The organism is Escherichia sp. Lx600-2 (assembly GCF_036662595.1).
In the GTDB taxonomy this organism is placed as follows: Bacteria; Pseudomonadota; Gammaproteobacteria; order Enterobacterales; family Enterobacteriaceae; genus Escherichia; species Escherichia coli.
Genome location: NZ_JAYQWM010000026.1, coordinates 27198 through 46596, shown reverse-complemented (window position 1 = coordinate 46596; position 19399 = coordinate 27198). Strand labels below are relative to the sequence as shown.

The 19399-nt window shown below is 51.7% G+C and carries 15 protein-coding genes and 1 riboswitch; of the genes, 5 read left to right on the top strand and 10 right to left on the bottom strand.

Translation table 11 applies throughout. The annotated features are described in order from the left end of the window. Positions 1-8 precede the first annotated feature (8 nt). Positions 9-998, bottom strand: a complete 990-nt coding sequence (moaA, locus tag OQV04_RS11910; RefSeq protein ID WP_001295301.1) for a GTP 3',8-cyclase MoaA — start codon at positions 996-998, stop codon at positions 9-11. Beyond that, positions 986-1130, bottom strand: a riboswitch (molybdenum cofactor riboswitch). It overlaps the preceding gene by 13 nt. 264 nt (positions 1131-1394) lie before the next feature. Between moaA and yvcK the strand changes: the two genes are divergently transcribed. Further along, positions 1395-2303 carry a uridine diphosphate-N-acetylglucosamine-binding protein YvcK gene (yvcK, locus tag OQV04_RS11905; protein ID WP_025210319.1) on the top strand — a complete coding sequence of 303 codons (909 nt, stop codon included), beginning with the start codon at positions 1395-1397 and terminating at the stop codon, positions 2301-2303. A gap of 190 nt (positions 2304-2493) precedes the next feature. Here yvcK and uvrB read toward each other — a convergent pair whose 3' ends face one another. From uvrB to bioB, 5 genes are all read right to left on the bottom strand, one after another. Further along, the gene (gene uvrB, locus OQV04_RS11900) at positions 2494-4515 is read right to left on the bottom strand and encodes an excinuclease ABC subunit UvrB (protein ID WP_000042533.1); all 2022 of its coding nucleotides are present in this window, start codon (positions 4513-4515) and stop codon (positions 2494-2496) included. Between the two features lie 578 nt (positions 4516-5093). Beyond that, entirely contained in the window at positions 5094-5771 is a 678-nt protein-coding gene (gene bioD / locus OQV04_RS11895; protein ID WP_032280557.1) for a dethiobiotin synthase, read from the bottom strand. Beyond that, positions 5764-6519, bottom strand: a complete 756-nt coding sequence (gene bioC, locus OQV04_RS11890) for a malonyl-ACP O-methyltransferase BioC (RefSeq protein WP_032280556.1) — start codon at positions 6517-6519, stop codon at positions 5764-5766. The genes bioD and bioC overlap by 8 nt, the downstream gene beginning before the upstream one ends. Continuing rightward, on the bottom strand, positions 6506-7660 hold the full coding sequence (bioF, locus tag OQV04_RS11885) for an 8-amino-7-oxononanoate synthase (protein WP_032288174.1): 1155 nt from the start codon (positions 7658-7660) through the stop codon (positions 6506-6508). Before bioF ends, bioC begins: the two co-directional genes overlap by 14 nt. Further along, entirely contained in the window at positions 7657-8697 is a 1041-nt protein-coding gene (gene bioB / locus OQV04_RS11880) for a biotin synthase BioB (protein WP_032280554.1), read from the bottom strand. The genes bioF and bioB overlap by 4 nt, the downstream gene beginning before the upstream one ends. 86 nt (positions 8698-8783) lie before the next feature. Here bioB and bioA point away from each other — a divergent pair, with 86 nt between their 5' ends. From bioA to OQV04_RS11865, 3 genes are all read left to right on the top strand, one after another. Beyond that, on the top strand, positions 8784-10073 hold the full coding sequence (gene bioA / locus OQV04_RS11875; RefSeq protein WP_247806651.1) for an adenosylmethionine--8-amino-7-oxononanoate transaminase: 1290 nt from the start codon (positions 8784-8786) through the stop codon (positions 10071-10073). A gap of 58 nt (positions 10074-10131) precedes the next feature. After that, positions 10132-10608 carry a kinase inhibitor gene (locus tag OQV04_RS11870; RefSeq protein ID WP_032280553.1) on the top strand — a complete coding sequence of 159 codons (477 nt, stop codon included), beginning with the start codon at positions 10132-10134 and terminating at the stop codon, positions 10606-10608. 151 nt (positions 10609-10759) lie between these two features. After that, on the top strand, positions 10760-12043 hold the full coding sequence (locus tag OQV04_RS11865; RefSeq protein ID WP_001091578.1) for a putative acyl-CoA thioester hydrolase: 1284 nt from the start codon (positions 10760-10762) through the stop codon (positions 12041-12043). A 140-nt stretch (positions 12044-12183) separates the two neighbouring features. Here OQV04_RS11865 and OQV04_RS11860 read toward each other — a convergent pair whose 3' ends face one another. The 3 genes from OQV04_RS11860 to OQV04_RS11850 form a co-directional block, all read right to left on the bottom strand. Further along, positions 12184-14445, bottom strand: a complete 2262-nt coding sequence (locus tag OQV04_RS11860; protein WP_000593906.1) for a hydratase — start codon at positions 14443-14445, stop codon at positions 12184-12186. A gap of 182 nt (positions 14446-14627) precedes the next feature. Further along, positions 14628-16061, bottom strand: a complete 1434-nt coding sequence (locus OQV04_RS11855; protein WP_001036475.1) for an anion permease — start codon at positions 16059-16061, stop codon at positions 14628-14630. A gap of 75 nt (positions 16062-16136) precedes the next feature. Next, positions 16137-17189, bottom strand: a complete 1053-nt coding sequence (locus tag OQV04_RS11850) for a 4-oxalomesaconate tautomerase (RefSeq protein WP_032280548.1) — start codon at positions 17187-17189, stop codon at positions 16137-16139. A gap of 183 nt (positions 17190-17372) precedes the next feature. Between OQV04_RS11850 and OQV04_RS11845 the strand changes: the two genes are divergently transcribed. After that, positions 17373-18326, top strand: a complete 954-nt coding sequence (locus OQV04_RS11845; protein ID WP_001312682.1) for a LysR family transcriptional regulator — start codon at positions 17373-17375, stop codon at positions 18324-18326. A 40-nt stretch (positions 18327-18366) separates the two neighbouring features. Here OQV04_RS11845 and pgl read toward each other — a convergent pair whose 3' ends face one another. Beyond that, the gene (gene pgl, locus OQV04_RS11840; RefSeq protein WP_000815433.1) at positions 18367-19362 is read right to left on the bottom strand and encodes a 6-phosphogluconolactonase; all 996 of its coding nucleotides are present in this window, start codon (positions 19360-19362) and stop codon (positions 18367-18369) included. Between the last annotated feature and the right edge of the window lie 37 nt (positions 19363-19399).

Genomic DNA, 19399 nt, shown 5'->3' with positions numbered 1-19399 from the left:
TTGACGTTTTAGCCGCCAATGTACGATAAGTTTTGCGTAATACCGGTGTTGTTTTGATGCAGGAAATGGGTCTGTTTCTTCTCCCGCAGCGCCGCTGAAATACGCGCTTCCAGCGCCTGTTGCTGGGTATCGTCTTCCAGCAGATCGCGCAGGTTAACGCCGCCTTCACCAAACAGGCAGAGATGGAGTTTACCAATGGAGGAAACGCGCAGACGGTTGCAAGTGGCGCAGAAGTCTTTTTCATACGGCATGATAAGGCCAATCTCTCCGGCGTAATCCGGATGACAAAAGACTTGCGCGGGACCGTCGCTGCGTTGACGTAATTGGTGGATCCAGCCGCGACGCAGTAGCTCGTCACGCAGAACCTGACCAGAGATGTGATGCTTACGGAAGAGCTCGCTGCCCTCGCCCGTTTCCATCAGTTCGATGAAACGCAGCTGGATAGGGCGATGCTGGATCCAGTTCAGAAAGGTGTCGAGCTGGTGATGATTCACATCACGCATCAGCACGGTATTGACTTTGACCTTCTCAAAACCAGCCTCAAATGCAGCATCAATCCCTGCCATCACCTGGTTGAATTTATCCTGCCCGGTAATAGCGTGAAACTGGCGGGCGTCCAGACTATCAACGCTGACGTTGATGCCAGTAAGTCCAGCATCGCGCCAGTTCGCCACATCGCGTTCCAGACGGTAACCATTGGTGGTGACCGCAATCTGGCGGATAGCGTCATTTTCTCGCACAGCGGCGATGATATCGGTAAAGTCGCGGCGTAAAGACGGCTCACCACCTGTCAGACGGACTTTTTCGGTGCCCAGACTGGCGAAGGCGCGCGTAACCCGGCGAATTTCATCGACGGTCAGAAAGCCTTTATTGGTGACGCCGCTCGGTTTGTAGCCATCCGGCAGGCAGTAGGTGCAACGAAAGTTACACACATCGGTAATCGACAGGCGCAAGTAGTAAAACTTACGCGCAAATGCATCAGTCAGTTGTGAAGCCATGTACACCTTTCCAGATACGGGAGGCGAAGTCATTTCTTCCTTCGCCCTGGTGGCAATCTTTACGAGCATTGTCACGGCCAAAGCACCGTATCAGTTGACCCAGGTGCAGAGGCTAGAGTGTTTAGTGGTTAAGCCGATACTAGCGTGTAAACGAGATTTTTACCATCCACACTTTCGCTATGTAATCATGTATATAGCGTCATGATCGTGCTATTTCGCTACAGAATAAGGGAAAATGGCGGTTTTACTTTGATATACATCATCAGGGAGGCATAGCGCACATCGTCCTTTAGAGGTAGAAGAAAATAGTTTGTATCCTCAATATTGGCAGGTTAATTGCTGTTTCCCCGCAATTTGCGCTACTGTAGCGCGGATAATCTGACTCCAGGAAACTATATGCGCAATCGTACGCTGGCTGATCTTGATCGTGTCGTTGCTCTCGGCGGAGGGCATGGACTGGGACGCGTTCTCTCATCACTTTCGTCTTTGGGTTCTCGTTTAACGGGTATCGTCACCACCACGGATAATGGTGGCTCGACGGGGCGTATTCGCCGCTCAGAAGGGGGCATTGCCTGGGGCGATATGCGCAACTGCCTCAACCAGCTGATAACTGAACCCAGCGTCGCTTCTGCAATGTTTGAATATCGTTTCGGCGGTAATGGCGAACTTTCCGGGCACAACCTTGGAAACCTGATGTTGAAGGCACTGGATCACCTTAGCGTGCGGCCTCTTGAAGCGATTAATCTGATTCGCAATCTGCTGAAAGTGGACGCACATTTGATTCCGATGTCGGAGCATCCCGTTGATCTGATGGCGATTGACGATCAGGGGCATGAAGTTTACGGCGAGGTCAATATCGACCAGTTAACTACGCCGATTCAAGAGTTATTGTTAACGCCTAATGTACCCGCAACGCGTGAGGCGGTTCACGCTATCAATGAAGCGGATCTCATCATTATTGGGCCTGGCAGTTTTTATACCAGCCTGATGCCAATTCTGCTGCTGAAGGAAATCGCACAGGCATTACGCCGCACGCCAGCGCCGATGGTCTATATCGGCAATCTGGGGCGTGAGTTGAGTTTACCTGCGGCTAATCTGAAGCTGGAAAGCAAGCTGGCAATTATGGAGCAGTATGTTGGTAAAAAGGTCATTGATGCGGTCATCGTCGGGCCAAAAGTGGATGTCTCGGCGGTGAAAGAGCGGATTGTGATTCAGGAGGTGCTGGAGGCCAGCGATATTCCGTATCGTCATGACCGCCAGTTGTTGCATAACGCACTGGAAAAGGCGTTACAGGCTTTAGGTTAACGGAAATCCGAAGGAAAATTCCGGCTTCCTATTGAAGACAAAGTGCGCGTTGTTTATGCCGGATGCGGCGTGAACGCCTTATCCGGCCTACAAACCGCGCTAATTCAATGTATTGCAGAATCATGTAGGCCTGATAAGCGTAGCACATCAGGCAATTTTGCTTTTGTCATCTGTCTTCTTCGTTATCCTGTCACGAAGCCGCGATAAACAATTCACGCAACTGATGCAACTGGTCACGAATTTGTGCCGCTTCTTCGAACTCCAGATTTTGCGCGTGTTGCATCATCAACCCTTCCAGTTCATGGATCTTCTGCTGCAACGCTTTAGGCGACATATCCATCGGCACATTATCCGGCTCAACAATCGGGCGCGATTTTCCTCTGCCCTTCGCTTTGGTTTTAGCAATGTTCTGCCCCAACGCCAGGATATCGACCACTTTCTTGTTCAAGCCTTGCGGCGTAATGCCGTGTTCCTCGTTGTACTTCTGCTGTTTCTCGCGGCGACGTTCGGTTTCGCCAATCGCTTTCGCCATTGATGGGGTGATCTTATCGCCGTAGAGAATCGCTTTACCGTTAACGTTACGTGCCGCACGACCAATGGTCTGGATCAACGAACGTTCAGAACGCAGGAAGCCTTCTTTGTCAGCGTCGAGGATCGCCACCAGCGAAACTTCCGGCATATCCAGACCTTCGCGCAGTAAGTTGATCCCCACCAGCACGTCGAACTCACCCAGACGCAAGTCGCGGATAATCTCCATACGCTCGACGGTGTCGATATCTGAGTGAAGATAACGCACGCGCTCACCGTGTTCTTCGAGATATTCGGTAAGATCTTCCGCCATTCGCTTGGTCAGTGTGGTGACCAGTACGCGTTCGTTAATTGCCGCTCGCTGACGAATCTCCGAAAGAAGATCATCAACCTGTGTCGCCACTGGCCGCACTTCGATAATCGGATCAAGCAATCCGGTTGGACGCACCACCTGATCCACCACATCGCCGCCGGATTTTTCCAGCTCATAATTACCTGGCGTCGCCGAAACATAGATGGTTTGCGGCGCTAATGCTTCGAACTCTTCAAATTTCAGCGGACGGTTATCCAGCGCTGATGGCAGGCGGAAGCCGTACTCCACCAGTGTCTCTTTACGCGCCCGGTCACCGCGATACATGCCGCCAATTTGTGGAATGGTGACGTGAGATTCATCGACCACCAGCAGCCCATCGGCAGGCAGGTAATCAAACAGCGTCGGCGGTGGCTCACCCGGTCCACGACCGGAGAGGAAGCGCGAGTAGTTTTCAATCCCCGAACAGTAGCCCAGCTCGTTCATCATCTCCAGATCAAACTGGGTACGCTGGGTCAGCCGCTGCTCTTCCAGCAGTTTGTTGTTTTCCAATAGCACTTTGCGTCTGGCGGCCAGCTCTTCTTTGATCTCCTCCATCGCCTGTACGATGCGCTCGCGCGGTGTGACGTAGTGCGTTTTCGGGTAGATGGTAAAACGTGGAATGGTGGAAACAATCTGCCCGGTTAGCGGGTCAAATAACGACAATCGTTCCACTTCCTCGTCAAACAGTTCCACGCGAAGTGCAATGTCATCCGATTCTGCCGGGAAGATATCAATCACCTCGCCACGAACACGGAAAGTACCACGCTGGAATGCTTGATCATTACGAGCGTATTGTAGCTCCGCCAGTCGGCGCAGAATCGCGCGCTGATCGATAATCATACCGACCGTGAGATGGAGCATCATCTTGAGATATAAATCAGGATCGCCCAGACCATAAATCGCGGAAACAGACGCGACCACAACCACATCACGCCGCTCCAGCATCGCTTTGGTGGCGGACAAACGCATCTGTTCGATATGTTCGTTTACCGAGGCATCTTTCTCAATGAAGGTGTCGGAACTCGGTACATAGGCTTCTGGCTGATAGTAGTCGTAGTAGGAGACGAAATATTCCACCGCGTTTTCCGGGAAGAACTCTTTCATTTCGCCATACAGCTGGGCCGCCAGCGTTTTGTTGGGCGCAAGTACCATGGTAGGGCGCTGAAGGTCAGCAATGACATTGGCAATGGTGAAGGTTTTCCCGGAACCAGTCACACCAAGTAACGTCTGGTGCGCCAGGCCATCTTCCAGCCCCTCTTCGAGACGTCGAATCGCCTCTGGCTGATCGCCAGAAGGTTTAAAAGCGGAATTCAGTTTGAACGGTTTACTCATGAGTCGCTACCTGAAGGAGTTGGGCGGGCAGGTATGTAATTTTACTCGTCGTACTTAATTATGCCAACAAATTATACTGGATAAAAAAACAGTTCATCACCATAATATTTCTGATACAGCGTAAACTCCGCTGTCAATCATGAGCAAAATTTACTCTGTGGCGAGATAAAACTCGGACCTTACCGGGTTATCCCCAAAGCAACGGCTTTTTTAACATTTGTCAAGATGAGTGATGTCAGTTTTATGGCAAGAGATGCCTGTTCAGTGACTGCCATTGCAATTATCTAACCAGTTAAAAAATAAAAGATATTTCTTTGAGCCGTCTTTAACGCCAATTCGCGTGCAAGCCGCGTATTCTCTCGCTTGCCTCGTGTTTTCTAACTCTAATACACATGGTTATCCACAGGAATAGTGGATAACTGTCTGCAGCCCCTATCCCCCGCCGCTTGGGCAATTCCCACATTCGCCGCATGATGCGGAAGTAAAATTTTTTTCGTGATTATTTTAGAATTTAATTGGTTAAATTGCAGTCAATCGAAGACGCGATCTCGCTCGCAATTTAACCAAATACAGGATGGCTACAACAAGGCAAGGTTTATGTACTTTCCGGTTGCCGCATTTTCTGGATTTTCTGCAAGCCAGGGGATCTCTCCCAGCAGCGGCGCGGGAATCATGCGGGTGAGCGTGGTCATATATTCAGCGTGACGTTTTCCCGGAGGCGTGACATCGTTCGCCACCCAACCCGCCAGAGTCAGCCCGGCGTGTTGTATCGCCTGTGCCGTCAACATCGCGTGATTAATGCAGCCAAGTTTCACGCCAACCACCAGTATTACCGGCAGTTGTTCCTGTGTTACCCAATCCGCAAAAGTGAAAGTGTCAGAAAGGGGCGTAAACCAGCCGCCAGCGCCTTCCACTAACACCCAGTCAGCCTGTTGTTCAAGCGCGCGTAATCCGGAGCTCATTACCGATGATTCTATCGGCCTGCCCTCTTGCGCGCTGATGATGTGCGGTGAGGTGGGTTCTGCGAAGGTGTAAGGATTTACCGTTGCATAATCCAGCTGAAGGCTGCTGTTGCGCTGTAACGCCAGCGCGTCACTATTACGTAAACCCTCCGGGGTCTTTTCGCTGCCAGAGGCGACCGGTTTATAACCTGCCGTCCGATAGCCTGCTGCCTTTGCGGCTTGTAAAAGTGCACAACTGGCGACAGTTTTCCCCACTTCGGTATCCGTTCCGGTGACAAAATAACGTTTACTCACGAACAATCACTCCCAAAAAAAGATAATACGTCAGAGGATATCGCCCCTGTTGTTGCGGCCAGGCCAGTTGCAATCGCTGCAACTGTGAACGCGTTAATATTCGCTGGTCGCGCCCTTCATGAAGATGCGTGGCACCGATGCCTTTCAGCGAACGCATGGCACTGAGCGCATCATCAAACCACAGCGTGATGGGCTGAATATGATGTCGATAATGCACGCCGTTCAGTGACTGTTCGATTTCATCTGGCGATAAAAAGCGATTAGCATGCGGGCGCTCGTCCACCGCCTGCCACGCCTGATGCAGTTCGGGTAACGATCCCTGCACCAGCGTGGTAAACGCGACCACGCCTCCGGGGTGCACCACCCGATACAGCTCGCGGAGTGCCGTGGATAAATTACCGCACCACTGCACCGCGAGATTGCTCCATGCAAGATCGAACGTCGCAGTCGCTAACGGCAGGGATTCGATATCTCCCGCCAGATAATGATCTGCGGCATCTTTATGGCGGGCTTGCGCAAGCATTGGCGGCGAGAGATCTAACGCCGTCACCTGCGCGTGACGCTCTCGCCAGTGGCGGCTCATCCAGCCTGGCCCACACCCCGCGTCCAGTACGTGGGTGTATTTACGCAGTGGGAGCATTGCCAGTAAGACGTCAGCACTCTGGCGCTGTAACTCTGCGTGTTGCTCATAGTGCGCGGCTGCCCGACCAAATGCCGCTGCAATGGCTTGTTTATTAACCGTTGCCATGCAGCACCTCCAGCAGACGGTCGATATCCTGCATTTCATGCGCGGAGGTTAGTGTTAAGCGCAGTCGCGCAGTACCAGCGGGTACGGTTGGCGGGCGAATCGCCGTGACCCAGCAGCCTTGCTGGCGCAGTTTTTCTGCCAGTTGTAACGCACGGCTGTTATCACCGACGATCAATGGCTGGATGGCGCTGCATGAATCAGCAAGCGTAAACGGCAAATCCTGTACTCCGGCACGAAAACGCGTAATGAGTGCCGCCAGTTTTTCGCGCCGTGCATCACCCTCATCACTGCGAATGACCGCCAGTGACGCACGTAATGCCTGCGCCTGAGCGGGCGGCATACTGGTGCTGTAGATAAGATGGCGGGCGAATTGCAGCAGATAATCCGCCACCGTACTGGAGCAAAGCACCGCTGCCCCGCTGACGCCAAATCCTTTGCCAAAAGTCACTACCAGCAATTCTGGTTTTACCTTTTGCAGCCAGCAGCTGCCGCGCCCCTGCTCCCCGATAACGCCCGTGCCGTGGGCATCATCGACCATCAACCAGCCATTGTGCTGTTGCGTTACCTGCTGGATTTCCCCCAGTGGCGCACTATCGCCGTCCATGCTGAACACGCCTTCTGTCACCACCAGTTGCTGCCCCGGACAGGGGGAAGCAAGCAGTCGCGCCAGATGAGTGACATCGTTATGAACAAAACGGCGAAGCTGCGACGGGCTTAAACTGGCAGCCTCCAGCAATGAGGCATGGCTTAGCCGGTCAGCGACAATGCGGTCCTCTTTTGCCATCATCGCGGCAATGACCGCCTGATTAGCGGCAAAACCAGAGATAAACAGCAGTGCCCGCGAATAGCCCAGCCACTCGGCCAGTTCTTCTTCCAGCGCCTGATGCGCCACGCTATAACCGCTGACGTGACCGGAACCGCCGCTACCGACGCCAAATTGCTCCGCCCCCTGCTTCCAGGCACGGATAATTTGCGGATGATGGCTTAAACCTAAATAATCGTTACTGGAAAAGTTCAGATACTGGCGATCATCCGCCACCAGCCAGCGTCCGGCTCCTTGCGCCACTGGATAACGGCGACGCAGGGCATCGGCAGCACGCCGCGCATCGAGCGCCGCGTTGATTTTCTCCTGCCAGCTCATAGTGCTGCCGCGTTGTAATATTCGTCAGTGTCCGGGGTCATCAGTGCCTGCTCCAGACGCTGCTGTTGTTCGTTATCCCCTGCCAGCACGGCAGTTTGCTGCGGATTTAGCCCCAGTTTGCGAAACAGTTGCAGGTCTTTATCTTCTTCCGGATTCGGCGTGGTTAGTAGTTTGCAACCGTAGAAAATCGAGTTTGCGCCAGCCATAAAGCACATTGCCTGAGTCTGTTCATTCATCTGCTCGCGTCCGGCAGAAAGGCGCACGTAAGAGGTCGGCATCATGATCCGCGCTACGGCAATGGTGCGAATAAAATCAAAGGCATCGACATCATCGTTATCGGCAAGGGGGGTGCCTTTCACCTTCACCAGCATATTGATTGGCACGCTTTCCGGCGGCGTCGGCAGGTTTGCCAGTTGCAGCAATAATCCGGCGCGATCTTTTACCGTTTCGCCTAAGCCCACAATGCCGCCAGAACAGACTTTGATCCCGGCATCGCGCACTTTTTCCAGCGTATCGAGGCGTTCCTGATAAGTGCGGGTGGTGATGATATTGCCGTAAAACTCCGGCGAGGTGTCCAGGTTGTGGTTGTAGTAATCCAGCCCGGCGTTCGCGAGGCGCTGCGCCTGAGATTCACTCAACGTGCCCAGCGTCATACACGCCTCCAGCCCCATCGCTTTTACCCCCTGCACCATTTGTTCCAGGTACGGCATATCGCGTTCGTGGGGATTCTTCCACGCCGCGCCCATACAGAAGCGCGTCGATCCTGCCGCTTTCGCTTTGCGCGCCGACTCCAGCACCTGTTCAACTTCCATCAACCGCTCGGCTTCCAGCCCGGTTTTGTAGCGCGAGCTTTGCGGGCAGTATTTGCAATCTTCCGGACAAGCTCCGGTTTTAATCGACAGCAAAGTGCTGACCTGTACCTGACGAGGATCGAAATGCTGACGATGCACCTGCTGCGCTTCAAACAGCAGATCCAGCAACGATTTTTCAAATAATTCTGTGACTTGCGACAATGTCCAGCGTGGGCGGTGAGCCATGGGGCTTCTCCAAAACGTGTTTTTTGTTGTTAATTCGGTGTAGACTCGTAAACCTAAATCTTTTCAATTTGGTTTACAAGTCGATTATGACAACGGACGATCTTGCCTTTGACCAACGCCATATCTGGCACCCATACACATCCATGACCTCCCCGCTACCGGTTTATCCGGTGGCGAGCGCCGAAGGTTGCGAGCTAATTTTGTCTGACGGCAGACGCCTGGTTGACGGTATGTCGTCCTGGTGGGCGGCGATCCACGGTTACAATCACCCGCAGCTTAATGCGGCGATGAAGTCGCAAATTGATGCCATGTCGCATGTGATGTTTGGCGGTATCACCCATGCGCCAGCCATTGAGCTGTGCCGCAAACTGGTGGCGATGACGCCGCAACCGCTGGAATGCGTTTTTCTCGCGGACTCCGGCTCCGTAGCGGTGGAAGTGGCGATGAAAATGGCGTTGCAGTACTGGCAGGCCAAAGGCGAAGCGCGCCAGCGTTTTCTGACCTTCCGCAATGGTTATCATGGCGATACCTTTGGCGCGATGTCGGTGTGCGATCCGGACAACTCAATGCACAGCCTGTGGAAAGGCTATCTGCCAGAAAACTTGTTTGCTCCCGCCCCGCAAAGCCGCATGGATGGTGAATGGGATGAGCGCGATATGGTGGGCTTTGCCCGCCTGATGGCGGCGCATCGTCATGAAATCGCGGCGGTGATCATTGAACCGATTGTCCAGGGCGCAGGCGGGATGCGCATGTACCATCCGGAATGGTTAAAACGAATCCGCAAAATGTGCGATCGCGAAGGTATCTTGCTGATTGCCGACGAGATCGCCACCGGATTTGGTCGTACCGGCAAACTGTTTGCCTGTGAATATGCAGAAATCGCGCCGGACATTTTGTGCCTCGGTAAAGCCTTAACCGGCGGCACAATGACCCTTTCCGCCACGCTCACCACGCGCGAGGTTGCGGAAACCATCAGTAACGGCGAAGCCGGCTGCTTTATGCATGGGCCAACTTTTATGGGTAATCCGCTGGCCTGCGCGGCAGCAAACGCCAGCCTGGCGATTCTCGAATCTGGCGACTGGCAGCAGCAGGTGGCGGCTATTGAAGTACAGCTGCGCGAGCAACTGGCACCAACCCGTGATGCCGAAATGGTTGCCGATGTGCGCGTACTGGGGGCAATCGGTGTGGTCGAAACCACTCGTCCGGTGAATATGGCGGCGCTGCAAAAATTCTTTGTCGAACAGGGTGTCTGGATCCGGCCTTTTGGCAAACTGATTTACCTGATGCCGCCCTATATTATTCTCCCGCAACAGTTGCAGCGTCTGACCGCAGCGGTTAACCGCGCGGTACAGGATGAAACATTTTTTTGCCAATAACGGGAAGTCAGCGTGAGGGTTTCTGGCTACACTTTCTGCAAACTAGAAAGGAGGGTTCATGAAACTCATCAGTAACGATCTGCGCGATGGCGATAAGTTGCCGCATCGTCATGTCTTTAACGGCATGGGTTACGATGGCGATAATATTTCACCGCATCTGGCGTGGGATGATGTTCCTGCGGGAACGAAAAGTTTTGTTGTCACCTGCTACGACCCGGATGCGCCAACCGGCTCCGGCTGGTGGCACTGGGTAGTTGTTAATTTACCCGCTGATACCCGCGTATTACCGCAAGGGTTTGGCTCTGGTCTGGTAGCAATGCCAGACGGCGTTTTGCAGACGCGTACCGATTTTGGTAAAACCGGATACGATGGCGCAGCGCCGCCGAAAGGCGAAACCCATCGCTACATTTTTACCGTTCACGCGCTGGATGTAGAGCGTATTGATGTCGATAAAGGAGCCAGCGGCGCGATGGTCGGGTTTAACGTTCATTTCCACTCTCTGGCAAGCGCATCGATTACCGCGATGTTTAGTTAATCACTCTGCCAGATGGCGCAATGCTATCTGGTATCACTTAAAGGTATTAAAAACAACTTTTTGTCTTTTTACCTTCCCGTTTCGCTCAAGTTAGTATAAAAAAGCAGGCTTCAACGGATTCATTTTTCTATTTCATAGCCCGGAGCAACCTGTGAACACATTTTCAGTTTCCCGTCTGGCGCTGGCATTGGCTTTTGGCGTGACGCTGACCGCCTGTAGCTCAACACCACCCGATCAACGTCCTTCTGATCAAACTGCGCCTGGTACCTCTTCTCGCCCGATTCTGTCGGCAAAAGAAGCGCAGAATTTCGATGCTCAACACTATTTTGCATCCCTGACACCAGGTGCTGCAGCGTGGAATCCGTCCCCGATAACCCTGCCTGCGCAACCTGACTTTGTTGTCGGCCCGGCGGGTACTCAAGGTGTAACGCATACCACGATTCAGGCGGCGGTAGATGCGGCAATTATCAAGCGCACTAACAAGCGCCAGTATATTGCCGTGATGCCTGGTGAGTATCAGGGAACGGTGTATGTCCCTGCTGCTCCAGGTGGAATTACTCTGTACGGTACAGGTGAAAAACCGATTGATGTGAAGATTGGGCTTTCCCTTGATGGGGGCATGAGCCCTGCCGACTGGCGTCACGACGTCAACCCGCGCGGCAAATATATGCCAGGTAAACCAGCGTGGTATATGTACGATAGCTGCCAGAGCAAACGCAGCGACAGTATCGGTGTTCTGTGTTCTGCGGTCTTCTGGTCACAAAATAATGGCCTGCAACTGCAAAACCTGACCATCGAAAACACGCTGGGTGATAGCGTAGATGCGGGTAACCATCCGGCGGTGGCACTGCGTACTGACGGTGACCAGGTACAGATTAACAACGTTAACATTCTCGGTCGTCAGAACACCTTCTTTGTCACCAACAGCGGTGTGCAGAACCGTCTGGAAACGAATCGTCAGCCGCGTACGCTGGTGACCAACAGCTATATTGAAGGGGATGTGGATATCGTTTCTGGTCGCGGTGCAGTGGTGTTCGATAACACCGAATTCCGCGTGGTGAACTCACGTACTCAGCAAGAAGCGTATGTGTTTGCACCGGCTACGCTGTCCAACATCTATTACGGTTTCCTCGCCGTAAACAGCCGTTTCAATGCTTCCGGTGATGGCGTGGCGCAACTGGGCCGCTCGCTGGATGTTGATGCCAATACCAACGGTCAGGTGGTGATCCGTGATAGCGCCATCAACGAAGGTTTTAACACGGTTAAACCGTGGGGCGATGCGGTGATCTCTAATCGTCCGTTTGCGGGTAATACCGGCAGCGTTGACGATAGCGACGAAATACAGCGCAATCTGAATGACACTAACTACAACCGCATGTGGGAATACAATAACCGCGGCGTGGGTAGCAAAGTGGTTGCAGAGGCGAAGAAGTAAGAGCTATTAACTATTTGCTGGATGCGGCGTAAACGCCTTATCCGGCCTACGGTTCGATGCGATTTGTAGGTCGGATAAGATGCGCCAGCATCGCATCCGACAATAAGTGCCGAATGCGACCTACATTCACATGGTGCTTTTTACATCTGACGGTTTTTATTGAAGTTAATCAAACTACCCGCCTTGATAATCTCGCGCTCTTCAGCAGTCAGACTTTCCATATAGAGCGTAATTTCCGTTACCGGCGCATCTTCATGGATCACATAACCTTTAAACGTCGTACCCGGATTATCCAGCGCCGCTTTAATGCCAGGGATGTAAATGTAATCCCCCACTTCAAAGGTTGGCACTTCCGCCATCTGCAAAGGTAACATCCCCCAGTTGATGACGTTAGAACGGTAGCGTTTAGTCGCGTACTCCTCGGCAATATTCGCCAGACCGCCAATCACACGCTGGCAGCTCGCCGCCTGTTCACGCGCAGAACCATCGCCTGGTTTCACCGCATAGACCATGCTGCCAATTTCAGTTTGCAGCGGATCAATATGCTCCTGACCAGCAATCTGCTTAATGCGCGCAAACACCTCTGTCAGCTCGCTGACATTCCCCGCCAGACGCTGATTTTCCAGCTCAGCAGTCGCTTTACTTCTGCCAACATAACCTGGATCGCGGCGTGACAGGGTAAACTCCGCCAGACCAATCGGATTTGAACGATAAGAAGAGGTTTCACCGGAAGGAATCAATTCGTCGGTGGTGGTCACTTCGTCGAGGATCTTCGAGCACACTTTGAGGACGATATTGTCAGTCAGCGCACCCAATTCCGGCCAGTCTTTAATGTTCGGTCCGTAAATCAGCGGTTGCTGGGTCGCCCCTTTCACAAAGCCTTGATAGACGCGATTTTTATACGGCGTTACATCGAAGGCGTACTCCGGCACGTTGTCCCAGCAATCGAGTTCGCTGGCAGAGGTTAAATAGCCACCGTTTGCCGCAGTCGCAGCGATAGAACGAGCGTCCATCAACGCCACCGCTGACATCTGCCCATTAGCTGGCTTAGAGCCTTCGCGGTTCGGGAAGTTACGCGTGGTGTGGCGAATACTCAAACCGTTGTTGATTGGCGTATCGCCCGCGCCAAAGCATGGGCCGCAGAACGCGGTTCTGATAATTGCGCCTGCGCCAATCAAATCTGCTACCACACCTTTTTTGGCTAAATCCATAAACACCGGCTGTGATGACGGGTAAACCGCCAGCGAGAAGGTGTCATTGCCACAGGATTGACCGCGCAGTGCATTCGCCGCCGCGATGACGTTTTCGTAGTTACCGCCAGAACAGCCCGCGATAATCCCCTGCTGCACTTTCAGGCGACCATTTTCCACTTTGTCCAGCAGCGAGAGTTTGGCTTTACCGTGCGCCACGCGTTCGGACTCAATTTCAATCTCACGCAGAATGTCGGTCAGGTTCTGGTTCAGTGTGTCGATTTCATACACGTTGCTCGGGTGGAACGGCAGCGCAATCATTGGTTTGATGGCGCTTAAATCAACGCTGATGCAGCCATCGTAGTACGCCATCGGTTGAGGGTTAAGCTGGCAGTAATCCTGGCCGCGACCGTGCAGCGCCAGCCAGTTATGGACTTCTTCATCGGTTTGCCAGACAGAACTTAAACAGGTCGTTTCAGTGGTCATAACGTCAACGCTGTTACGGAAATCGGTAGAGAGCGCAGCAACACCGGGACCTACGAATTCCATCACTTTGTTTTTGACGTAGCCGTTTTTGAACACGGCACCGATGATAGCCAGCGCCACATCCTGCGGCCCCACATACGGCGCTGGTTTTCCGGTCAGATGCACCGCAACAACTCCCGGATAGTCGATATCCCAGGTGTCATTAAGCAATTGTTTTACCAACTCGCCGCCGCCCTCACCGACTGCCATTGTCCCTAATGCACCGTAACGGGTGTGACTGTCTGACCCGAGGATCATTTTGCCGCCACCTGCCATCATCTCACGCATATATTGATGGATGACCGCAATATGCGGAGGCACAAAAATACCGCCATAACGCTGAGCCGCCGATAAACCAAAAACATGGTCATCACCGTTAATGGTGCCGCCGACGGCGCAAAGTGAGTTATGGCAGTTGGTCAGCACATACGGCAGCGGGAAACGTTCCATACCGGACGCTTTAGCGGTCTGTACAATACCAACAAAGGTAATATCGTGAGAGGCTAATGAATCAAACTTAATTTTAAGTTTATCCATATTTCCGGACGTATTATGAGAAGAGAGAATAGACCAGGCAATAGTGCCTTTTTTGGCTTCTTCTTTTTTAATTTCGCCGGTGAAATGTTCTTCGGCAATTATTTCGTTATTACTGGCGAGAAACACGCCTTTTTCAGATAACTTGATCATTAAATGCTCCAGATATCTGCGCACCGTGAAGTGCGCAGAAAGATAATAAATGGATATACTCTAAATAATTCGAGTTGCAGGAAGGCGACAAGCGAGTGAATCCCCAGGAGCTTACATAAGTAAGTGACTGGGGTGAGCGAACGCAGACGCAGCACATGCAACTTGAAGTATGACGAGTATATTTACAGCATGTTCCAGCCGATCAGCATATTCCACCACCATACGCCGAGGGTGATATGCACCAGGAAGGTTAATATCGTCAGTACCGCACCGACCAACCACCAGGATTTAATATCGTTGTAACCCACGCCAAAGATGACCGGACCTGCCGCGCCGCCATAGTGAGTAACCATGCCGCCATAGGAGTTGGAGAACAACAGTGCCAGCGCGGTTAACATTAACGGTGCGCCGGAGACGTTCGCCAGCATGGCAAATACAGGTAACATAGCAACGATATAGGCACTACCGGAAGCGAAGAAATAACGCACGATGATGCTGAGGAAAATAATAACGAAGAAAGCAACGTTACCGTGACCATCAAATGCCAGGTTATTTTTAAAGACTTCAGCTAACCATTCGAAAAATTTAACTTTCGATAATAAGGAGCTTAAGCCGATAATACCGCCGTACCAGATTAAGGTATTCCAGCCGCCTTTATTTTTAACCACGTCTTCCCAGGTAACGATACCCAGCAGCAGCATGGTCGCCATAACAACGATTGCCACGGTGGATTCATCAACCCCCAGAGACTTACTGAAAATCCAGCCCAGCAGCGCCAGCACAAAGACACCGAGCAGCATTTTTTCGCGGATTTTCATCGGTCCCAGTTCGGCAAGGCCCGCTTTAGCGATGGTTTTGTTATCCACCTTCTTAATTTCTGGTGGATACATGGTGTAAATCACCAGCGGGGTGACCAGCAGCATAATGATGCCCGGCAATCCGGCGGCCAGCGCCCATCCACCCCAGCTAATTTGCAGGTGCAGAATGTCGTTGATCATTTTCAGCGCCAGAATGTTCCCCGCCATTGCGGTAAAGAACATATAGCTGGTGGTTTTGGTGACCATGTAAATGGACATCATCAGGTAATGTCCGACACGACGCGGACTTTTTTCCGGTTCGGACCCCAAAGCTACCGCCACGCTGTTGATGATCGGTAACACAATGCCGCCCGCACGCGCGGTGTTAGACGGTGTTGCCGGAGCCAGTACCAGATCGAGGAATACCGTAACGTAACCCAGACCCAGCGTGGTGTTACCGATTTTACCAATCAGCAGATAGGCAATACGTTTACCTAAACCGGTGGTCACAAATGCGGCGCTTAAGGTAAACGCCGAGAACACCAGCCAGGTAGTACCTGAAGAGTAACCGCTTAATACGGCGGTGGTTTTAAACGCACCGTCGGATAAGTTACCGACCACCACCATGGAGGCAGCAACGGCAATTAACAGTACGACAGGTTCCGGGAAAGGCTTGATAACCAGCCCCACAATGGCCGCCAGGTAAATACCAAAAAGCACCCACGCCAGTTCGCTTAATCCTGCCGGAGCTGGCATAAAGCCAATAATACATGGGATCGCTAATATCAGAATTAGCTTCCATAACGATTTCTTATTCATTTAAAATCCTGTTCTTTCTGTATGACTCATACAGAAGTCCTTTATTGATTGTCCTTATCCTGACAACGAATCTTTTCAGGGAAGATAAACTTCACCGGAAAATATTTTTCTGGTCGTCCGAATAACAGATGAGCGTAACGTCGTGGCATCCTGACCTTCATTACTTAAATGAACGTCGAGCGCACCACTGGGGGGTTCAATATTGATATTGCCATATCCTACAGAAGGGATGATTTGTCGGGTGACGGTGCCTTCCAATGCACAACTACTGGAAATAGCAATAGCACCGGTTATCGCCAACGCGCGATGGCAAGAATGCGGCATAAAATAACGCACATTAATTGCCCCGCCTTTCTGCGCTGGAGAAATAAGCACAGGTTTAGGGATAACCATATTACTGACATCACCTAAGCCCATTGCTTTACCCGCTTGTAGACGGATAGATTCAATGCGGGCTAATAATGCTTTGTCGGCATCCAGTTCCGCCGGTAATTCATAGCCTGTTTTTCCCAGATATTCAGCCGGAATAATGACGACTGGCATCGCCATATCGATACAGGTCACCGGGACATCGTCAAAATAATCAATCTGATTATCAGTCGGGAAAACTTTTCCGGTTTTCGTTCCAGCGGCATTCAGGAAAGTGAGCGCAACCGGTGCGGCAGTACCCGGTACGCCGTCAATTCTGGCGCTACCCTCGTACTCGACAACACCATTTGGTGTTTGCACATCAGCTTCGATAAACGTACCCGTATTGACGTTGCGGATACGTACGCGGGTAACTGGCGAAGTCGCTGCAATCAAACCATTTTCAATGGCGAATGCCCCAACGCCAGACAGCATATTGCCGCAGTTAGGCGTGGTATCGACACGTTGCTCATGGACGATAACTTGAGCAAACAGATAATCGACATCAGCACGCGGATCGCTGGAACGGCTAATAATGGCGACTTTACTGGTCAGCGGATTACCGCCGCCAATACCGTCAATTTCCAGATCGTTACCGGAACCCATAATTGCCATCAATATTTTATCGCGCTGCGTTTGATCTTCGGGTAAATGTTCCGCTAACAGGAACGCGCCCCTCGAGGTTCCACCTCGCATCATCACGCAGGGTATTTTTTTCATAATAATGCCCTCAATTTAAAAATATAACTTATTGCGATATGGTTACATTAAGGGCAAAGCATCTCTAATGACTTTAGCTCAACGATTAATAACATTTTTTCATTAATTTAAGTTGGCTAAATGCAGTTAAAATTTTTAACGGCCAGCCACCCAAAATCAACGCTTCCATTTTCCGGAGTAATAATGAAGCATGAATTATCAAGTATGAAGGCATTTGTCATACTGGCAGAGTCCAGTTCATTTAACAATGCCGCTAAATTACTCAACATTACGCAACCTGCATTAACGCGAAGAATAAAAAAGATGGAGGAAGATTTACATATTCAACTATTTGAGCGTACAACTCGCAAGGTTACGTTAACAAAAGCAGGAAAAAGGTTGCTCCCGGAGGCGCGGGAATTAATAAAGAAATTCGATGAAACGCTTTTTAATATTCGTGATATGAATGCTTATCATCGTGGTATGGTGACGTTAGCGTGTATTCCGACCGCAGTATTTTATTTTTTACCGCTGGCAATCGGTAAATTTAATGAGCTGTATCCCAATATTAAAGTGCGGATTCTGGAACAAGGCACGAATAATTGCATGGAATCGGTGCTATGTAACGAATCAGACTTTGGCATAAACATGAACAACGTCACAAATTCATCCATTGATTTTAGCCCACTGGTCAACGAGCCGTTCGTGCTGGCCTGTCGGCGTGACCATCCATTGGCCAAAAAGCAGCTTGTAGAATGGCAGGAGTTAGTGGGTTACAAAATGATTGGCGTACGCTCCTCCAGCGGCAACCGACTGTTGATAGAACAACAGCTAGCCGACAAGCCCTGGAAGCTGGACTGGTTTTACGAAGTGCGTCATCTTTCGACGTCATTAGGACTGGTGGAGGCAGGACTGGGGATTTCAGCGCTTCCTGGTCTGGCAATGCCCCATGCGCCCTATTCTTCGATTATTGGTATCCCACTGGTGGAACCCGTTATACGTCGGACATTGGGGATTATTCGCCGCAAAGATGCCGTGCTTTCTCCGGCAGCTGAACGCTTTTTTGCCTTGCTGATTAATTTGTGGACTGACGATAAAGACAATTTGTGGACCAATATCGTCGAACGCCAGAGACATGCGTTACAGGAGATAGGTTAATACACCGGCGCAGGAGAGACTGCGCCGGGTAAATCAGCGGTTAGTGTGCGTTAACCACCACCCACATCGGTCCCTGCCCGACCGCATAGCGGCCTTTTTCATGCAGTAGCCCCTGCTCACCAACAATTTCGTATACCGAGATATGGTGAGATTTTTGCCCGGCGGCAATCAGATACTTACCACGGTGATCGATATTAAAGCCGCGCGGCTGGGTTTCAGTTGGCTGGAAGCCCTCTTTACTCAACACGCTGCCATCTTCCGAAACGCTGAAGACAGTAATCAGGCTGGCGGTACGGTCACAGGCATATAAGTGACGACCATCCGGGGTAATATGAATATCAGCCGCCCAACGGGTGTCGGAGAAGTTTTCCGGCATCATATCCAGCGTCTGGACACATTCGATATTGCCGTGCGGATCTTTCAGTTCCCAGACATCCACTGAGCTGTTTAACTCATTGACGCAATACGCATATTGTTCGTTTGGATGGAATACCATATGACGCGGGCCGGCCCCTTCAACGGTAGTCACTTCCGCAGGGTCCTGCGCCACCAGATGACCATCATCGCTGACCGTAAACAGGCAAATGCGATCCTGCTTTAATGCCGGAACCCACAGCGTACGGTTGTCCGGTGAGATATTGGCGGAATGGCAACCGTCCAACCCCTCGACCACATCGACGACGCCCACTGGCAGGCCATCTTCCAGACGCGTTACGCTCACGTTACCCGCATTGTAAGAACCTACAAAGACAAACTGCCCCTGGTGATCGGTGGAAATATGCGTCGGACTACCCGGCAGCGCAGACTCTGCGGCAAAGGTCAGTGCGCCATCGTCCGGGGCGATACGATACGCCAGGACGCGAAACTCAGGGCGAACACCAACATAGAGATAACGTTTGTCCGGGCTGACCACCATCGGCTGCACCTGCCCCGGCACATCGACAACCTGTGTCAGCGTCAGTGCGCCTTCATGATTCAGGTTCCAGACGTGAATTTGCTGGCTCTCAGGGCTGGCAATATAAACTGTTTGCTTCATGAATGCTCCTTTGCATTTAGCAACTGACTGTAACAGC